Below are 18931 nucleotides of genomic sequence, written 5' to 3'. Positions count from 1 at the left end.
CACCTCCATTTACGACGCGGGCACCACGCTAGCGTCGGACGATTGACCTCAAGAGCCTTAATGCTACCGACAGTGAGGCCATGTCGTCGGCTTCGAGGGCGTTCACCTCATCGAACATGGTCTTCGCGCGTCCCAGTTGCTCAGCGTTCAGTTCCTCCCAGGCCTTGAGGCGATCCTCAGCAGCGGTTCCACGCTCGCTCGACTCAAGGACCGACGTCGTAATATCCGCCACCGTGGAGTAGAGGTCGTCACGCAAGGCCGCGCGGGCCAATGCCTGCCACCGGTCGTCACGAGGCAAGGCGCTGATGCGTTCCAGCAGCGAGTCGGCGTGGAACCGGTTGAAGACGGTGTAGTAGACCTGCGCCACGTCTTCGACGCTGGTGTTGCGCGACTGTGCGATCCGAGCGATGTCCAAGAGCGCGTAGCTTTCGAACAATTCCGCCCACCGGTGTGCCAGGTGATCCGGGAGATCCCAGCCACGTGCCTTGTCAAGCCAACCGGAAATGCGCTCTTTGTCCTCACCGCGCAGGTAATCCAGCAGTCGACCCCGCAACGGCGCCATCATGGGCTTGAAGGACTCCACTACCTCGGCAATCGGCTGCGAAGCGATGCTCTGGCCGAGCACCCAGCGGACGGCACGGTCCAGGAGCCGCCGGATGTCCAGATGCACTTCGCTCCAGTGCTCAGTGGGAAACGAGGCTGGCAGGGCGTTCAGTTCGTCAATCATCGAGTCGAGGTCGTAGATCTCGCGCAAGGCCACGAAAGCCTTCGCTACGGCGACCTCGTTTGCCGACGTCTCCTCGATGGCCCGGAAGGCGAAGGTGATTCCGCCCAGATTGATGATGTCGTTCGCCACTACGGTGGCGATGATTTCCCGGCGAAGCGGATGGGTATCGAGTTCGGCATCGAATTTATCGCGCAACTGCTTGGGGAAGTACGAGCGGATGGTCTCCTTGAACCACGGGTCGTCCGCGAGGTTGCTGTCGCGGAGGGCCGCTCCGAGCTCGATCTTGGCGTAGGCCGCCAGAACGGAAAGTTCGGGGGACGTCAGCCCCTGGCCCTGTTCGAGCCGCTGCCGCAGTGTCTCGGTGGACGGCAGTGCTTCAAGGTCGCGCTTAAGGTCCGCGGACTTCTCAAGCCAGTCCATGAGCCGCTCGTAACTCGGACTCCATTCAGCAACACGGGTGCGGTCATTGAGAAGCAGGATGTTCTGATCGATGTTGTCGCGCAGGACCAGGCGGCCCACTTCGTCGGTCATATCGGCCAGGAACGCCGCACGTTCGGACGCCTCCAGTTTGCCTGCGGCAACCATGCGGTCCACGAAGATCTTGATGTTGACCTCGTGGTCGGAGCAGTCCACGCCTGCAGAGTTGTCGATGGCGTCCGTGTTAAGGATGACACCCTGCAACGCGGCCTCGATGCGTCCGCGCTGGGTCAGGCCCAGGTTTCCGCCTTCACCGACAACCTTCACACGCAGGTCCTTGCCGTCCACCCGGATGGCGTCGTTGGCTTTGTCGCCCACGGCAGCGTTCGTCTCCGTGCTGGCCTTGACGTAGGTGCCGATCCCGCCGTTGTAAAGCAGGTCGGCAGGTGCCAGGAGGATGGCACGGAGCAGTTCCGGCGGGCTGAGTTGGCTGGTGCCTTCGGGCAAACCAAGCGCTTGGCGGACCTGCTCCGAGACGGGAATGGTCTTGGCCTGCCGCGCGTACACACCTCCGCCTTCACTGATGAGCGAACGGTCGTAGTCATCCCAAGACGAGCGCGGCAGTTCGAACAGGCGCTGCCTCTCGGCAAACGAGGCGGCTGCATCCGGCGTTGGATCAAGGAAAATGTGCCGGTGGTCGAAGGCTGCCACGAGGCGGATGTGACGCGACAACAGCATGCCGTTGCCAAAGACGTCGCCGGACATATCGCCTACGCCCACCACGGTGAATTCTTCGGTCTGGGTATCGAGGTCCAGTTCACTGAAATGCCGCTTGACGGACTCCCACGCGCCGCGGGCCGTGATGCCCATGGCCTTGTGGTCGTAACCCACCGAGCCGCCGGACGCAAAAGCGTCACCGAGCCAGAAGCCGTACTCGGCGGCCAGCCCGTTGGCTGTGTCGGAGAACGTGGCCGTTCCCTTGTCAGCTGCGACCACCAGATAGGAATCATCGCCGTCGTGACGGACAACGTCCGACGGCGGGACAAGCCTTTCGCCGTCCGGGGAAGTCACGAGGTTGTCGGTGATATCCAGCAGGCCACGGATGAACGTCTTGTAGCTTTCGATCCCCTCAGCCATCCAAGCCGCGCGGTCGACTGCAGGGTTCGGCAGTTTCTTGGCAAAGAAGCCGCCCTTGGCACCGGTCGGGACGATCACTGCGTTCTTGACAGTCTGTGCCTTGACGAGGCCCAGGATTTCGGTGCGGAAGTCCTCCCGGCGGTCGGACCACCGGAGGCCACCCCGGGCCACCTTTCCGAAACGAAGGTGCACACCCTCGACGCGGGGCGAGTAGACCCAGATCTCGTACATAGGACGCGGGAAGGGAAGCCCATCGATGGTTGTCGGATCGAGCTTGAAGCTAAGGTAATCCTTGTTCTGGAAGTAATTGGTGCGCAGCGTCGACTCGATCAGGTTGACGAACGTGCGAAGCACGCGGTCGGCGTCAAGGGTGGCCACTTCGTCTATTGCCTGTGCGAGCGCAGCCCGGGCGGCGCCCTGGCGGGCCGGACGCTGCCCTTCTTCGAGGGCCGGATCGAACCGGGCTGCAAACAGTACCATCAACCCGCGGGCGACGTCGGGGTTGGCCAGAAGCGTATCGGCGATGAATCCGAAGGAGTTCGTGTTGCCCATTTGACGCATGTACTTGGCATAGGCACGCAGCACAGTGACCTGACGCCAGTGCATGCCTTCGCGCAGCACCAATCGGTCAAAATTGTCTGATTCAACGGAACCGGTCACTGCGGCTCCGAAGGAGTCCGCCAAGAGATCGCCTGTTGCCAGCGGATCGATGCCCGTGGGGTACTTCAGGCCGAGGTCATAGAGGAAGAAGTCGCGGTGGTCTGCCGTCTCGATTTCGAACGGACGCTCGTCCAGGACTTCCAGCCCCAGATTGTGGAAGTAGGGAAGGATCTGGCTCAGGCTCTTGGGCTCCATGAGGTAGAGCTTCACCCTGGCGTCTTCCTCCAAGGACTCCCCTGCCCCCTCAGGGAGGTACACATGGACGCCAGGACGGATCTCGGTGACCGTTTCGCCGGTGCGTTCCGACTGGGCTCCGTACTTCTCGAAGCGCTCGATATCCTCAAGCGCGTCCTCGACCTCGTAGTCAACCCGGTAACCCGCCGGAAACGCTTCCGCCCACAACGCCGACAAAACCTCGGCGTCGTCGCCTCGGTTTTCCCGCAGGACTTCGGCAATGCCCTCGCTCCAGGAACGGGAAGCCCGCATCAGCCTGTGCTCAAGCTCCTGGACGTTGACTTCGGCCAGCTCAGCAGTCCGGGGCAGCCTGATCCGGAAAAACACACGGGCTAGGGCCGACTCCGTAATCCTCGCCTCATAGTCAATGCTTTCGGCCTGGAAGGTCTCCCGGAGTTCCTGCTCGATCCTGAGCCGAACACTGGTGGTGTACCTGTCACGAGGCAGGTAGACCACAGCCGACATGAACCGACCGTAGATGTCGGGCCGGAGGAAGAGCTTGGTTCGGCGGCGTTCCTGGAGCCGCTGGATTCCCGTGGCGGTCGCCGAAAGGTCGGGGATCTCGATTTGGAACAGCTCGTCGCGAGGGTACGTTTCCAGGATGCCCAGCAGGTCCTTGCCCGAGTGCGAATCGGTGGGGAACCCGGCATTGCGAAGCACGGCGTCCACCTTGTCCCGGACAATCGGGATGCTTCGGACGGATCCGGTGTAGGCGCTGGTGGCGAACAAACCGATGAACCGGCGTTCGCCGTTCACGTTGCCTGCAGAGTCGAAGCTCTTGACGCCGATGTAGTCAAGGTATGCCGGACGATGGACGGTTGAGCGCGAGTTTGCCTTGGTGATGACCAGGGCCCGCTTTTCCCGTGCCCGTTTACGGCCGGCGTCCGTAAGATGTTGGATTTGCCGCGTGTTGTCGCCCGCGCGGAGCAGCCCCAGGCCGCTGTCTTCGCGAAGTTCCAGGACATCCTCGCCATTGTCGTCAATGAGGTCATACTCCCGGTAGCCGAGGAACGTGAAGTTCCCGTTGTCCAACCACCGCAACAGGTCCTGCGCTTGCCGGAGTTCGGCAATTTGCTCGGGATGGGAGACAGTCCCCAGTGCTTCGGCAAGCTCGAGTGCCTTGCTCCGCATCTTGGGCCAATCGTCAACTGCGGCCCTGACATCGCCGAGCACCCTCAGCAGCCCGGCAATCAGTTCGGCTCGTGCATCTTCGCTGACACGGTCGACTTCGACGGCGATCCAGGATTCCATGTGGGAGGCATTGTCACCGTCGCCAAGCAGGTGGGCAACGCTGGGCAGGGCGGCCGTGTCGCCGCTGGAGATGCCAATGTTTGACGGGACACGTGAGACTTTGCTCAAGGCACCGGACACCCGGTCGCGGGTCACCACGAAAAGTGGGTGCATGACAAGGCGGATGGCACAGTTCTGGCGGACCAATTCGGCGTTGACCGAATCCACCAGGAAGGGCATATCGTCGGTCACGATATAGACGACGCTTCGGTCGGCCTCGCTGCCAACCTCGACAATTGGATTGCCGGGCTTGCGGGACTCCGCGACATGCCTGTGCTTATTGGCCCGGTCAATCAGCAGTTCAGGGGCATAACCCCGGGAGTCGTCTTCGGCGAGGTGCTCGTAGTAGTCACCAAAGAACCCTTCCCGGATAACTGCTGCATCGGACCGATCCTCCACGCTGGACCCTGACGACATCTACAAACGCCTCCATTACCTGTCGATTGCTGCGACTCTGCAGCCCACATGGTGAGCCTAGCGCTTAAGGAGGCGCATGGCTCTGGTAGTTCGTCCAGCAGATTTGCGATTTTGCTGGACGGGCGCACAGACCAGTCCGGCAATGGCTAACCGCAGGGGTGAAGTGGGAGCTGACTCCAGCAGAACAGTCCCGCACAGCAAGGCCGCATCACAGGCCGGAAAGTCTGCCGGGAGATACGCCTCGATGCCCATGCGGGGGCCAAATCGCTCCCACGCCTCGTCCAATTGCCGCCTGGGCGACCTTCCGGCAGCCGCCGGCCGCACTTTATTCAGCACGACCCTGGGCGACACGTGCGGGCATGCCAGCTCCAGCTCGGCGATGCCACGGACCAGCCTGGGAACCCCCACAGCGTCGGCCGCACCAACAGCTATCACCTCATCGGCCAACTCCAGGCAACGGAGTGTCGCTCCGTTTCGGCGGGGCGCCAAGGTGTCAAAGCTCAGCTCCTCGTCGGCTTCAAGACAGAAGCCCACGTCAACCACCACCACATCCGCAGCCTGCTTGGCCCGCTCAAGGACCACGGACAACGCCGGGGCCCGCAGTTCCGTCCAGCGGTCCGCCCGGGTAATGCCGCTGAGGATCCGGAAACTCCCCTTCGACGTGTGGACGTGGGTAGCTGCGCGATCGAAAGCCGATCCGTCCAGGATGCCTTGGTCCGCCAGCCGGCAGGCCTGGGCAAGTCCGGCCGATTCCTCCAGGAGGCCAAGCATTGCTGCTGCGCTCGCGCCGTAACTGTCGGCGTCAACCAAGATCACTGAGTTCCCTGCCGCGGCGAGTTCAGCAGCGATGTTGACCGCCACCAAGGTTCGCCCCGGCGCGCCCGCCGGCCCCCAAACCGCGATGATGCGCCCTGGATTCCCCACATCGTCTTGAACAGCCGCCTCCACCGGCGGCAACGATTGGAAAGACAGTTCGGCGAATCCCGCATCCAAAGAGGACTTGGACCGGCCGCGTTCCCGCTGCATGTCCACGACCTCTGAAATTCTTCCGGCCAAATCAATCGGCCCGATGTCCAATGCGGCAGGAGCCGCGCCAATGGACTCCAGGCGCATGGCCTCGGCCGGATCGTCCGTCAGGACCACAATGGAAACTCCGACGATGTCCAGCCGGTCCACCAAGGAGGCGGTCAGCTCGCTGGAGCCTTCCGATACAACAGCGGCCTGGGCCAGACCACTTTGGCAGGCAGCCATGAGCTCGGCCAGTTCCGAGCAACGCCGAACAACTGTGACTGGTCCGTGCAACCGTTCGAGTCCACCAACAAGGGCTTCGGTCGCCTGGCCCAACGTAATCACGGCAATGCTCATCGGCCTGTGCCCGAGGGATTCCACACCACTGACACCCTGGCAGCGTTTGCTTGCGCCCCCAACAACGCGGGCATCTGCTGGTCGGTCACCAGTACCAGGACAACGGTGGCCTTGGACGCGCCGAGGGCCGTGGAGCCCGGCGTGACCTGTGATATCTCGGCCCCGGGCAACAAAAGCGTTGGCTGGTCGTACGCACGCTTGGAACCGGGCAATGCCACCCATACATCCACCCGCGCACCGGCCACCACCTGCACCGGCAGCGGTTCTTCCACAGAGATGGCCACTGGTTTGCGGTTGAGCGCCTCCGCCTGGCCAAGACTCTGACGCGGCACCAGCTGATCTTTCTCAACCCGCTGCAGCGCTACCTTGCCTTCCGTGACACCTTCCGCCACCGCCAAGTAGGCTGTCTCCACCTCGTCCAGCCGCACATTGACCACCTTGAGATCATCACGGGTGACCCGTTGGCCCACTGCGATTGGCTCACGGGCAGCAAACATCTGCGTGGTCTTATCGGCCGACCCGATGACCGCAATGACGCAGGATACAGATGCGAGAACCAACAGGATTCCAGTGAGGAGGCGGGGGTCCCTCCATGAGGGCCTCTTGAGCCTCGCACCCGCACTCGTGTTATCTCGGTCCATTCGCGGTGCTCCCCCAGTCAGTTATGGCAGGTTGTCGTCAGGCCTACCCATTCTTGCCGGAGGGGACGGGCGCCCCCAAGCCAACCGATGCAAAGTGCCGGAAATTGTGGATAACTGCACCAAACCAGCCAACCAGTGGCAAAATATACCCATGCCCCGTTTCCTGACTCTGGCGGACGTCGCCGAACAATTGCAGATCAACTCACCCCAGGCCTACGCCCTGGTTCGCAGCGGCGAGTTGAAGGCCATCCAGGTCGGAGGCCGCGGCCAATGGCGCATCGAAGAGAAAATGCTCGAGCAGTACATTGAGGAGCGCTACGCAGAAGCGAGCCGAATGATCGAAAGGTCCAGGACCAAAAGCGCCTAGCCACTCCAGCGATGCCTGCAGGGCGGTTGCGCGGGCCGCCCTAGAAATCTTGTCGTGCGGTGGAACAGACCGCCGCCAATGCACCAAAGGGCACCGTGATGACCGAGTCCACAGCCCCGGCCCGCCTCGCTTCGCCCCTTGTCACGGCCACGTCTACGTAGTCCTGTCCCGCCCTGTCAATCACGCCCACGAAGACACGGCTGGCCTGCCCGGTCGAGGCTACGTGCACGGAGACCTCCATCCTGCCCCGGGCAAGTCCCCTGAGTGCGCTGGCCAGCCCGGGTCCTCCGCCACCGCCCGGGGATGTTTTGCGGACCAGCCGTCCCAGGCCTTCGATAAAGCAGACGGACCCCCAAGGCACCAGCCACTGGCGGTGGCCTTGGGCAAGAACCAGCCAATCCTTGCCCAAGCGTCCAAGCACTCCTGCAAGGCGGTCCCCACTCGAAAGTACGAGCACCAATTCATGGCCTATCACGCCGCGTAACCTGTCCCCCAGGCTTAACTGCGCCAATTCAACACGGGCGCGCTCGGAAATTTCCGCTTCCTGCGCCCGGGTGCCCTCCTCGGAAAATTGTGCTTCCAAATCGTCAAATAGAGAGTCCCACCTCATCTTCCCAGAGTAGGCTCTACACCAAGCCCGCGCCAAGATCGGACCCGGCACCCTGTACATCGATTGGACAAACCGAACAAAGCATGTCAAAAATTGGCTAAGTGCATCAAATGACATCAAACATGTGATCTGAATGGGGGCGGAATGGGCCGGGACAATTCTCTTCGATGGAACGACGCTGCCATCGCCGGGATAATCCTCGGGCTGGGCCTGCTCTTTGCTCTCACGGGACTGCTGACGGATCGGGAGCATGCTGCCGGACCCCAAGCCCTCGGTTTCGACCGCTTGCTTGGCCTCACGGCCAATGTCCTTGGCCTCGCGATTGTGGCGTGGTGGCTCTTGACCTTCGGCCTTGCCCTCCTGGCCGCCGTACTGCGAAGGACGGGCCGCAAGTCCAGCGCCAACGTGGTAGCCAAGTACAGTCCCGGGTTCATGGTTCGCCTGGCGTTTGCCTTGCTGAGCGTCAACCTTTGGGGAGGGCCGGCAGCACAAGCCGAAACGCCACCCGAACCTGGGTGGCAACCCGCGCCCGTTAGTACAACTGCCCATAGGCCCGCCGAATGGCAACATTCTGAAGCCCACTTCGCACCTCAATGGAAGCCACGGGCGCCACTCGTCGAACCCGGACTTCTGGGCCGCTCCGCAGCCAGAACCAATGCCTTGGCCCCTTCCAGCAAAGCCAGCGTCGTTGTCAAAGACGGCGATACACTCTGGGCCATCGCAGCCCGCTGGTCCGGCCCAATGGCCACCGACGTGGACATCGCGATGGCCTGGCCACGGTGGTACGCAAGCAACCGCCCTACCATCGGGGATGACCCCTCGGTCCTCCGCCCGGGTCAAGTGCTGCAGCCTCCGCCGGACTGAACCACGAACAACAAAAACTGAACGCTGTCCGCTCAGGGACACCGTTTACCCATCCAAAGTCAATCCCAGAAAAAGCCAATAGAGCCAGGCCATCCCCCGCCGGGCTGTGAACGCCTATTCCTGAGGATTGACCATGACTGTTACCACGGCACGCCGTCCCGCGGATGTCCCGACACCGACACAAGTGGCAAAGCGAGGCGCCGGTGCGTCGAACATCGACATCCGCTTGGTGGCACGAAGCATCGCACAAGCTGCCGTTGAGGTCATTGCAGGCACGCGGCCTGTACAACAGCTTGCACGGTTTCTCGAAGCAGACTGCTATGTTGCGCTCCAGCACCGGGCCGGGCTCACACGGGACTTCGTTGTACGGTCCAGGGCCCCGCAAAGGATCCATCTCAGTCCCATGGTCCGTTCCGTCCGCGTTTGCCGCATCTCGGACGAGGTCCACGAGGCCAGCGTCGTCGTGGCAGAGGATCTTCGGTGCCGGGCCATAGCCATGAGGCTCGAGCTCTGCGATGGCGCCTGGCGGGTCACGGCATTGGAAATCGGCTGAGGCCACACCGCCAAACAAGAAGGCCCGGGACCGTTCGACGTGAACGGTCCCGGGCCTTTTCGCCGCGTCAAAGCAGCGCGTGAATGCCTACCGGCGCTTCTTCTTGGCTGGCTTCCGCTGCTCCTGGGCGGCTGCTTTGGCGGGGTTGCCGGAGCGCCCCGAGGTCCTGCCTTCGATGCGCGTTTGCGTTGCCCCATCCTCGCCGGGAGCCGTGTACTGCAGCTGGGCCGGCTTTTCGGGAGCCTCCAAACCAGCTGCCCGGATCTGCGGATCATGGTGTTCAGTGTGCGCACCAGCAGCGGTGTCGTCTGCGACTACCACATCCTCCGCCGGCGTGACCTCAACCTCGAGGTTGTACAGGAATCCGATACTCTCCTCACGGATGGCCTCCATCATGCTCTGAAACATCGTGAAGCCCTCACGCTGGTACTCGACCAACGGGTCACGCTGTGCCATCGCCCTGAGGCCGATGCCTTCCTTGAGGTAATCCATCTCGTAGAGATGTTCCTGCCACTTGCGCCCCAAAACGGACAGCACAACGCGACGTTCAAGCTCCCGCATGCTCTCGGAGCCGATGGCTTCCTCGCGCCCCTGGTAGACCAGCCGTGCGTCAGAAAGGATTTCTTCACGAAGGAACTCAGCCGTGACCTTCGATTTACCTCCGGCCTCGTCAATGATCTCCTGAGCAGTCACCGTCGCCGGGTAAAGCGTCTTGAGGTTGGACCACAACTGGTTGAAGTCCCAATCGTCCCCCGTTCCCTCTGCTGTCGCAGAGTCGATAAGGGCATTGATGGTGTCTTCCAGGAAGTACTGGACTTTCTCATGGAGATCGTCACCTTCAAGAATCCTGCGGCGGTCTCCGTAGATGGCTTCACGCTGACGGTTCAGGACGTCATCGTATTTAAGGACGTTCTTGCGCTGCTCAGCATTGCGGGCTTCCACCTGGCCCTGTGCAGACGCAATGGCGCGGGACACCAGTTTGGACTCCAAGGCGACGTCGTCCGGAACCGAGCTGTTCATGAGCCGTTCGGCGGCACCGGAGTTGAACAACCGCATGAGGTCGTCGGTCAGGGAAAGGTAGAAGCGGGACTCGCCGGGGTCGCCCTGGCGTCCGGAACGTCCGCGAAGCTGGTTGTCGATGCGCCGGGACTCGTGGCGCTCCGTACCCAGGACGTAGAGTCCGCCGAGGTCCAGGACTTCCTCGTGCTCGTCCTTGACAGCCTGCTTGGCAGCAGAAAGGGCCTCTGGCCAGGCAGCCTCGTAGGCTTCGGAGTTTTCTTCCGGATCGAGGCCACGCTTGGCAAGCTCAGCGATAGCAGTGAATTCGGCGTTGCCGCCGAGCATGATATCCGTTCCACGTCCGGCCATGTTGGTTGCCACGGTAACGGCACCCTTGCGCCCGGCCTGCGCGACGATGGAAGCTTCCCTCGCGTGGTTCTTCGCGTTGAGGACTTCGTGTCGGATGCCTTCCTTGGCCAGGAGCTTGGAGAGGTATTCACTCTTTTCGACGCTCGTGGTGCCTACCAGAACCGGTTGTCCGTTTTCGTGCCGCTCCGCAATGTCCTTGACCACGGCGTCGAACTTGACGATTTCATTCTTGTAAACGAGGTCCGACTGGTCGATGCGCTGCATGTCGCGGTTGGTGGGAATGGGCACTACACCCAGCTTGTAAGTGCTCATGAATTCGGCCGCTTCGGTCTCAGCCGTACCCGTCATACCGGAAAGCTTCGAATACATGCGGAAGTAGTTTTGCAGCGTGACCGTGGCGAGGGTCTGGTTTTCAGCCTTGATCTCGACGTTTTCCTTGGCCTCGATGGCCTGGTGCATGCCCTCGTTGTACCGGCGTCCGGCCAGGATGCGTCCCGTATGTTCGTCGACAATCAGGACTTCGCCGTCGAGGATGACGTAGTCCTTGTCCCGCTTGAAAAGTTCCTTGGCCTTGATGGCATTGTTGAGGAAGCCAATCAGCGGAGTGTTGGCGGATTCGTACAGGTTTTGGATGCCAAGGTAGTCTTCCACCTTCTCGATGCCCGCTTCCAGGACACCAACGGTGCGCTTCTTTTCATCGACCTCGTAGTCCACCTCAGGCTGGAGGCGAAGGACCACTTTGGCGAACTCGCTGTACCAGCGGTTGGTATCGCCTTGGGCCGGGCCGGAGATGATGAGCGGGGTACGGGCTTCGTCGATCAGGATCGAGTCCACTTCGTCCACGATCGCGAAATTGTGGCCCCGTTGGACGAGTTCGCTTGAATCCCACGCCATGTTGTCGCGCAGGTAGTCGAAGCCGAATTCGTTGTTGGTGCCATAGGTGATGTCAGCGGCGTACTGTTCGCGTCGAACAGCGGGATCCTGGTTGGACAGGATGCAACCGCTGGTGAGTCCCAGGAAACGGTAGACGCGTCCCATGAGTTCGGACTGGTATTCGGCGAGGTAGTCGTTCACGGTGACAACGTGTACGCCCTTGCCAGTGAGCGCGTTCAGGTACGCAGGAGCAGTGGCAACGAGTGTCTTGCCTTCACCGGTTTTCATTTCGGCAATGTTGCCCAGGTGCAATGCGGCACCACCCATAAGCTGGACGTCGAAGTGCCGCATACCCAGGGTTCTCGAGGATGCCTCACGGACGGCGGCGAACGCCTCGGGGAGGAGGTCGTTCAGGGCTTCGCCGTCCTCGTGCCGGGAGCGGAGACGGTCGGTTTCCTCGCGGAGTTCGGCATCGGAGAACGTCTTGAAGGAGTCCTCAAGGGCATTGATGGAATCGGCATAGTTCCGCAGTTGCTTGAGGGTTTTTTTATCACCCGTGCGGAGAAGTTTTTCGATTAGTGATGCCACGTGAAATTGCTCCCAGTCTCATGCTGCCGAATTCTGGCTGTTTCAGTCTACGGGAGAGACCAAGGCCACGCTGTCGGTTTTCCCTGTCAGCGGATTGTCCGCCGGGTCCTTCCAGGCGGGCCCAACTGCCATGGCGTCGGCAAGGTCCGCGGCAAGATCACCCACGGGTTCCACTGCTATCTCCTGCAGCCCCAACCATTCAGCCATGAGCCTGAGCTCTTCGGAAAGCTCGACGGCGGTGTCCGCCGGGGCTCCCGGCTCGCCAAATGCCGAACGCACCAGGAGTCGTCCGGTGGCCCTGTCTGCTTTCAGGTCCACCCTGGCCACCATTGCTTCCCCCAGCAGGAACGGCAGTACGTAGTAGCCAAAACGCCGTTTGGCCGCCGGAGTGTAGATCTCAATGCGGTAATGGAAACCGAACAGTTCCTCAAGGCGACGGCGCTCAAAGACCAGGGAGTCGAAAGGACTCAGCAACGCCCGTCCCTCGGCTTTGCGCGGGACTCGGGCTTCCACGTGCCGGTAGGTATCCCGGGCCCACCCTTGCACCGACACTTTCTCGAGACGCCCTGCGTCCACCAGGCGCTGGACCGACTCAGCACCGGCTTTCACCGGCGTCCGGAAATAGTCGGCAAAACAGCGTACTGTACCGATCCCGTGGGCCCGGCCGGCGGCCTCGATCAGTCTGTCCATGGATTTCTCCACGTCCGTGGACGCGGAGGGTGTGCCCGGATAGACCCTCGATGTCAGGGTGTAGCGCCGTTCGAACTGCGGGGTCCTGGATGCTGCCGAGACCCGGCCTTCCTCGAACAAATGCTCAAGGACCCGTTTTACGACGTTCCAATTCCAGCCCCAGTTCTCTCGTCCCGGGTCCTCATCATGTCCAAGTTTGGCGGTCAATTCAGCAGCCGTCATCGGTCGGCTTCCCGCCAGCGCCGCCATGATCCGGTCTTCCATGTCCGAACGGACGGCCGGATCCATGCGGTGCGCGCCCACCCAAAGGCGTTTTTGCCACAACAAGAGGTCCTGGAAATGCTCCGGCCTGATGAAACTCGCCTCGTGCGCCCAGTACTCCATCATCTTTCGGGGTGACCGCCCCGCCAGGGATTGCAGGATTGTGGGGTCGTAGTTCCCCAGCCTTGAGAAGAAAGGCAGGTAATGGCTTCTGGCCAGGACGTTGACCGAGTCGATCTGGACCAGTTGCAGTTGGGCAAAAGTCCGGCCCACCGCCCGCTTGGTGACGGGTCCGGTGGGCCGGGCTTTTGCTAATCCCTGTGCTGCCAACGCTGTCCGCCGTGCCTGGGAGAGGCTCAGCGAAACAGTCATGGAAGTCCTTTCGTAGGGGACGACCGTGCCTTACCTGGCGGTGGCCGCCTGGTCATCGGAACGGTATGCGTGGATCTTTTCCTCAACGGCGTCCTCGCCCGGTTCGCACGTCGAGTCAAGGGTAATCACACCATAGGTCCAGCCACTTCGCCGGTAAACCACGGATGGTGCGTTGGTTTCCTTGTCCAGGAACAGGTAGAAGTTGTGTCCCACGAGCTCCATGTTGTCCACTGCGTCGTCAAGCGTCAGTGACGCGGCCGGGAATACCTTCCGCCGGATGAGGACGGGTGAGTCGCCGGCCGGGATGTCGTTCTCGATGTCGTACGGTGACGGTTCGTCAGCCTGCAGTGCGGGATCCTGGTGGTTGCCCGCTTCGGCGTAGATCGGCTCGCTGGCGCTTGCGGGCTCGAGGGATGCTGTTGCTTCGCGTACGGCCTTGGGCGTGTGCCGCCCGTGGTGCACCTTCTTCCTGTCCTTCGCGCGACGCAGCCGCTCAAGCAGCTTGTTGTACGCGAGATCGAAGGCAGCAAATTTGTCAGCGGCTGTGGCCTCGGCACGGATCACGGGGCCTCGGCCCAGGACGGTCACTTCAACGGTGAGCTGGCCAGGTGTCTGGCGCGGATTGGTTTCCTTGGAAACCTTGGCGTCTACCCGCTGGACCTTGTCCCCAAGCGATTCGATCTTTGAGATTTTCTCGCCGGCGTATTCGCGAAAGCGATCGGAAACTGTCAGGTTTCGTCCGCTGATCATGAACTCCATGGTGCCCTCCAAATAACTCAGGTGACACGACAACGACGCTGTTTGGGGCCGGGTCTGACGGACAGTCGAGCCCCTTTCCGAGCCGCTATCGACAGGTACATCTGTTCTTGGTACCCACAACCGACGTTAGTTCATCAGCACGAGTTATTCACCCTTTAGCCACTTATTTTTTGTTTGCGTCTTGCTCGCTGCAGTGGGCTCGTCTTCCGCAGTAAAAGAGGCGTAGGCTGGTGGCCTCGTGGCCGCCAGGACAATGGCACCGCAAACTGTCATACCGGCCGCCTCCAAGGCCCTGCTGGCCTCCGCGAGGGTGGCCCCGGTTGTCAGGACGTCGTCCACGATCAGGCATCTGCGTCCACCGATTTTGGACCGGAAACCAGGCTTCACAACCATGGAGCCCGAAACCCGCCGTGCCCGTTCCCCACGTCCGAGTCCTTTCTGGCCGCCGGTGGCATGCAGCGCCGCCTGCCCAACGATTGCGCCCAAAACCGTGCCCCATACGCCGGTAAGCGCCTGCCAAAGCGGCCTTTCGCCCAGTGGGCCGCCTTTCCTTCGCAGGGCATCCACCATGCTGCTGTCCCCCAGCATGCGTCGACGGCGAACCGCGGCGAGAAGGAGGTGGACAGGACTGAATCCACGTTTCCGGAACGCCTTGCCGCTGCTGGGGACCGGAATGAGGATCAGCCCCTGTTCCGGCCCCACGGCAGCTTTGAACGCCTTGGCCAAGCATGGGCCCAAGACCGCTGCGAGTCGCCCCTGCCCACCACGCTTGAAGGACAGGATTGCTTGGGCAAGCTCATCCCGGTAAGGCCCCGCCGCGACCACGCCGAGCCTGGCGGTTCCATCGAAGTCCATCAGAACAGCCGCTTCCTGCTCGGCCCGAAAAGGGTGCCTGCACAGCAAGCGGATCCGTTTGGCGCACATGGCACACAGCACGGTGTCCTCCACCCCGCAACAAACACATTCCACAGGAACCAGGAGGTGCAGCAGCTCGGCAGCGGCCAGCTGGCACGTCTCCCCCATCCTGCCAACAAGGCTGGCGTATTCGCCACGGCGCGGAGCCACGACGGGCCCAACTCCCCCAAGGTCGGGATCTACGATTGCTTTCCGGCGTTTCGGAGCATCACGGTCGGCATGCCGACGCAGGGGGTACAGGGAAGCCATGGTTCAAGCCTGCCCGCGTGGGCCACGCCCGGGCACCGTTGCCGGGGGGTATGTGGAGAAACCGGGGCCTACCCGGGGAATGCCGGCTCCGTGGGCCCCTTCAGCTGCAGTTCCCATCCGTTCCCGACGCGTTGGAAGACTCCGGCTGCCGACTGGCCGAAGATCTGCTCTGAACCGTTTCCGGCACTCAGGCTGGTCAGTCCGTCCCACGGTGCGAGTTGCTGGGGGTCTCCGGAGGCAAGCGAAAGCAACTCCGGTACCACCGTCCCGGTTGCCGAAGCGGTCATGACAGCCACAGTGGACCCGTTGACCCATACCCCTTGGTCGGGCGACGAACCGGTGAAGAGGGTGATGGGGGCCGTGAGATCCTTGGGCGTGCCATCGGGGTTCCGTACGATGCCGGAGACTTGGACAGCTGTCTTGCCGTTGGCCACCGAGATGATCAACGCCCTGGCACCCTCGCGCGAGACCCTGAACTCCTTGACGGTCCTTCCGGACAGCCATGCGGGAGTCACTGTTGAGGAGGGAACGGCCATCCCGGGCGCCACCCCGGTCGGTTTGAACGCCACGATTTCAGTGGCTCCGTTTGCCCCGGGCCCCGCAGTCCAGACCCAATCGTGTGGGCTGAAGGATGGTCCCGTGAGCGTACTCCGTGTTGTTAGCTGGCGGGCTGGTTGACCTGGTTCGATCGAGTAGAGGGTTGTCCGGTCTCCATTGAGGAAGGCCACCGTTTGCGAGACGGGCGATTCCGCCGGCGCGTGGGGTCCCAGCCCCGCCACCGGTTGGATGTCCGGAAGGGGCGAGACCCTGTTGTTCTCGTAGCGGACAAGGTCCCCGTTGTTCACGGCTACTTGCCGGGCGGGAACACTCTTGTCCACCACAGGCGGCAGCACCGAGCCGTCGTCGTCAACCCGTACCAAATCCTGGTCCGCGCGGAGCTGGACGTTGATAACGTCAGGTTGGCTCCTGAACGTCAGCGCCAACTGGTTCTGCATGCGCTGCCGGTCTTCGGCGGAGGCATCGAAAAGCTCCTTGGCGGACAAGTCCACCTGGGCGGCACCGGAAACTACGGGGACCGACTCCCTCGCCAGTTTGATTCCCGACGGGAAGGCACTCACGACGGCGCCGCGCAAGTAGGGGGCGGGGCCGGCCAGCAGCGCGCTGGTCATCGACTTGACGGTCTTCTTCTTGATGAACCACCGGTAGTCGGGAACCGCATAGGTAAATGTCGGGTCGTAGAAGTAGATGGGGTAAGCCCCGTAGATCACCTTGAAGGTCTCCTCGGGGATGGCAGTGCCATCCGGTACCTTGGAGATGCGCCACTCCCCCTCCACTTGGTCGAGGGTAACGGGTATGGATTCCTTTGTCCCGGGTGGGTATTGCGTAGCGATGCCGTCGGCGTCCACGGAGTAGGCGAGGTCGAGCTCGTACACGTACTCATTTTCGACGGCGGTTTTGACCACTTGCGCTTCACGGAAGACTAAAGCCCGTTTGTCCGGCTTCCACGTCACGGACTGCGCCTGGGTCAGGTACTGGCGCGCCACCGGGTAGTCGTCCTCATAACCGCTGCCGGCCATGTAGAAGTCTTCGATGACGGCCTCCGGGCTGGCGCCGGCCCGGGGCGCTGCCGGGAAAAACACCGGGGCGTTCGAATTCCCGGCGCTTTCGTCCTTGCTCTTGCCCACGGGTCCGGACCGCGGAATCTGGGCGCACGACGCCAGGAAAAGCACGAGGACCGCCATCAGGGCGACGACTATCCGCCGGAGAGGCTTGGCGGTTGTCATGGGTTTCCTCCCTGAGTGCCGGGCGGTGGTCCAGGATCAGCATGGTCGGGACCGCGGGTTCCCGACTTGGCAGCCCCTGGGCCGGTATCCAGGACCAGCAACTGGTGCTCGATGCCGGTGTCCGGGAGGTCGATGTCCGCCGGTTCCAGCTGGAGCGGCGATTTGAGAATGGTTCCGCCTTGGCGCAGGGGAAGAGTGAGCCGGAAATTGGATCCGGCACCCTTGCGTCCCCAGGCCTGCAGCCAGCCGTTGTGGAGTTTGGTGTCTTCCGCGGCAATCGAAAGGCCGAGACCGCTGCCCCCGGTCGTGCGGGCGCGGGCCGGGTCCGCGCGCCAGAACCTGTCGAAGACGCGGGCGGCCTCAGCCTGGCTCATACCGATTCCGTGGTCGCGGACAGCCACTGCGACGGCATCCTGGTTTGCTGCGACAGAGATATGGACCGGCCTGCCCTCTCCGTGTTCCAAGGCATTGAGCAGGAGGTTGCGGAGGATACGGTCGATCCGGCGGGAGTCCATTTCCACCACGATGGCCTTGTCCCGGGCGTTCAGGCGGACTTCGGAGCCATATTCGGCGGCTACCGGCGCAGCACCTTCCATAACGTGGGCCAGCACCTGGAAAATGTCTTGCGGCTCTGCGTCCAGGATGGCGGCCCCGGCATCGAAGCGGGAAATCTCCAGCAAGTCGGACAGCAGGGACTGGAACCTCTCCACTTGGTTGTAGAGGAGCTCGGCGGACCGCTTGTTCATGGGGTCGAACTCTTCGCGGGCATCAAAGAGGACCTCGGCCGCCATACGGACGGTGGTCAGCGGCGTCCGGAGCTCGTGGGAGACGTCCGAAACAAACCGTTGCTGCATCTGTGACAGCGTGGCAAGTTGGGTGATCTGCTCCTGCAGGCTTGCGGCCATGTGGTTGAACGAGGCGCCCAGCCTTGCCACTTCGTCCTCGCCCTTGACCACCATGCGCTCTTGGAGTTGGCCTGCCGCCAGTTTCTCGGAGACCACCGCGGCGTGGCTGACAGGGCTCACAACGTTTCGAGTCACATACCAGGCGATCGCACCAATCATGAGGACCAAAGCGGCGCCGCCGGCCCACAGGACGTTCTGGATTTCGTCCAAGGTCTTCTGGGCTGTGTTGAGGTCATAGATCAAATAGAGCTCATACATGGTCCCGTTGAACGTGACCTTGTTTCCCACGGCAATACCCGGCCGGTCCTCGTTTCCCACCGGAAACTGCATCGACGCCCAGAACTGCTGCTTGCCGCCGTCCTGGACAGCCTTCCTCAATTCGGGTGGAATGACCCGCACCGTCAGTTGATCGGAAGCCCGGGACTCAACCCACCGGTTGCGTGGTTTGGTTTGCTCCGGAACGGCTTCGAAAACGTACCGTCGCTGGATAACGGATCCACGGCCCTCTACGGCCGTAAGAGTGTCATAAACCAGGGTGATGACACTGGACTGGTCGGTGACCTGCGCGCCGTCGAACGTGTCTTGGACCTGCTTGACGTTATACCGCGACTCCGACTCCGCCTGAGCCAGGCGCTCCTGGAAGAGGTTGTTGGCAATCTGGTTGGAAAGGTAAGCCCCAACGATCGCGAAGGACGTGATTGCGAGCAGCAGCGTGGTGAGGACGGTCCTGAACTCGAGGGACCGCCGCCAGCGCCGCAGCAGGGAGCGCCACAGGAAGCGAAGACCCGGCCGGATCTGGCGTATTCCGATCACCACGAGGCGGGAAACCCGGAGGACCAGGATCAGTCCACGTCGCGTCCAGATCCTTGCCCTGCCGGCCAACCA

At 62.2% G+C, this 18931-nt stretch carries 13 protein-coding genes; 3 read left to right on the top strand and 10 right to left on the bottom strand.

The features are described 5' to 3' along the window. Nucleotides 1-28: 28 nt before the first annotated feature. Genes ACFVSJ_RS08030 through ACFVSJ_RS08020 form a run of 3 tightly spaced genes read right to left on the bottom strand, consistent with a single transcriptional unit; the run spans nt 29 to nt 6888 of the window. Nucleotides 29-4882, bottom strand: a complete 4854-nt coding sequence (locus ACFVSJ_RS08030) for an NAD-glutamate dehydrogenase (protein ID WP_387435755.1) — start codon at nt 4880-4882, stop codon at nt 29-31. Between the two features lie 57 nt (nt 4883-4939). Then, nucleotides 4940-6247 carry a CpaE family protein gene (locus ACFVSJ_RS08025; RefSeq protein WP_387435754.1) on the bottom strand — a complete coding sequence of 436 codons (1308 nt, stop codon included), beginning with the start codon at nt 6245-6247 and terminating at the stop codon, nt 4940-4942. Continuing rightward, nucleotides 6244-6888 carry an SAF domain-containing protein gene (locus ACFVSJ_RS08020; protein ID WP_387435752.1) on the bottom strand — a complete coding sequence of 215 codons (645 nt, stop codon included), beginning with the start codon at nt 6886-6888 and terminating at the stop codon, nt 6244-6246. The genes ACFVSJ_RS08025 and ACFVSJ_RS08020 overlap by 4 nt, the downstream gene beginning before the upstream one ends. A 151-nt stretch (nt 6889-7039) precedes the next feature. Here ACFVSJ_RS08020 and ACFVSJ_RS08015 point away from each other — a divergent pair, with 151 nt between their 5' ends. Further along, entirely contained in the window at nt 7040-7255 is a 216-nt protein-coding gene (locus tag ACFVSJ_RS08015; protein WP_387435750.1) for a helix-turn-helix domain-containing protein, read from the top strand. A gap of 40 nt (nt 7256-7295) precedes the next feature. Here ACFVSJ_RS08015 and ACFVSJ_RS08010 read toward each other — a convergent pair whose 3' ends face one another. Continuing rightward, nucleotides 7296-7730 carry a hypothetical protein gene (locus ACFVSJ_RS08010; RefSeq protein WP_387435748.1) on the bottom strand — a complete coding sequence of 145 codons (435 nt, stop codon included), beginning with the start codon at nt 7728-7730 and terminating at the stop codon, nt 7296-7298. Between the two features lie 279 nt (nt 7731-8009). Here ACFVSJ_RS08010 and ACFVSJ_RS08005 point away from each other — a divergent pair, with 279 nt between their 5' ends. After that, nucleotides 8010-8729 (top strand): LysM peptidoglycan-binding domain-containing protein, encoded by a 720-nt coding sequence (locus ACFVSJ_RS08005; RefSeq protein ID WP_387435746.1) that lies wholly within the window; start codon nt 8010-8012, stop codon nt 8727-8729. 133 nt (nt 8730-8862) lie between these two features. Then, the gene (locus ACFVSJ_RS08000) at nt 8863-9282 is read left to right on the top strand and encodes an Rv3235 family protein (protein WP_387435744.1); all 420 of its coding nucleotides are present in this window, start codon (nt 8863-8865) and stop codon (nt 9280-9282) included. Nucleotides 9283-9369: 87 nt separating this feature from the next. On the opposite strand, the gene secA is transcribed toward ACFVSJ_RS08000, so the two are convergent. The 6 genes from secA to mtrB all read right to left on the bottom strand — a co-directional run bounded on the left by secA (nt 9370) and on the right by mtrB (nt 18928). Beyond that, nucleotides 9370-12111 carry a preprotein translocase subunit SecA gene (gene secA, locus ACFVSJ_RS07995; protein WP_387435743.1) on the bottom strand — a complete coding sequence of 914 codons (2742 nt, stop codon included), beginning with the start codon at nt 12109-12111 and terminating at the stop codon, nt 9370-9372. Nucleotides 12112-12153: 42 nt separating this feature from the next. Beyond that, a complete protein-coding gene (locus ACFVSJ_RS07990) occupies nt 12154-13434 on the bottom strand; it encodes a winged helix-turn-helix domain-containing protein (RefSeq protein WP_387435741.1) in 1281 nt (426 codons plus the stop codon). Nucleotides 13435-13464: 30 nt separating this feature from the next. Continuing rightward, nucleotides 13465-14193 carry a ribosome hibernation-promoting factor, HPF/YfiA family gene (gene hpf, locus ACFVSJ_RS07985; RefSeq protein ID WP_387435740.1) on the bottom strand — a complete coding sequence of 243 codons (729 nt, stop codon included), beginning with the start codon at nt 14191-14193 and terminating at the stop codon, nt 13465-13467. Nucleotides 14194-14337: 144 nt separating this feature from the next. Continuing rightward, nucleotides 14338-15357, bottom strand: coding sequence for a ComF family protein (locus ACFVSJ_RS07980; RefSeq protein ID WP_387435738.1), 1020 nt, complete (start codon nt 15355-15357; stop codon nt 14338-14340). A gap of 68 nt (nt 15358-15425) precedes the next feature. Further along, nucleotides 15426-17141, bottom strand: coding sequence for an LpqB family beta-propeller domain-containing protein (locus ACFVSJ_RS07975; protein WP_387435737.1), 1716 nt, complete (start codon nt 17139-17141; stop codon nt 15426-15428). Further along, nucleotides 17138-18928: an MtrAB system histidine kinase MtrB gene (gene mtrB / locus ACFVSJ_RS07970; RefSeq protein WP_387436146.1), complete on the bottom strand. Its 1791-nt coding sequence runs from the start codon at nt 18926-18928 to the stop codon at nt 17138-17140. Before mtrB ends, ACFVSJ_RS07975 begins: the two co-directional genes overlap by 4 nt. Between the last annotated feature and the right edge of the window lie 3 nt (nt 18929-18931).

It is taken from the genome of Paenarthrobacter sp. NPDC058040 (genome assembly GCF_042885775.1).
Lineage (GTDB): Bacteria > Actinomycetota > Actinomycetes > Actinomycetales > Micrococcaceae > Arthrobacter.
Note: the sequence above shows the minus strand (reverse complement) of the source record. Positions and strands in the feature narration are given on the sequence as shown.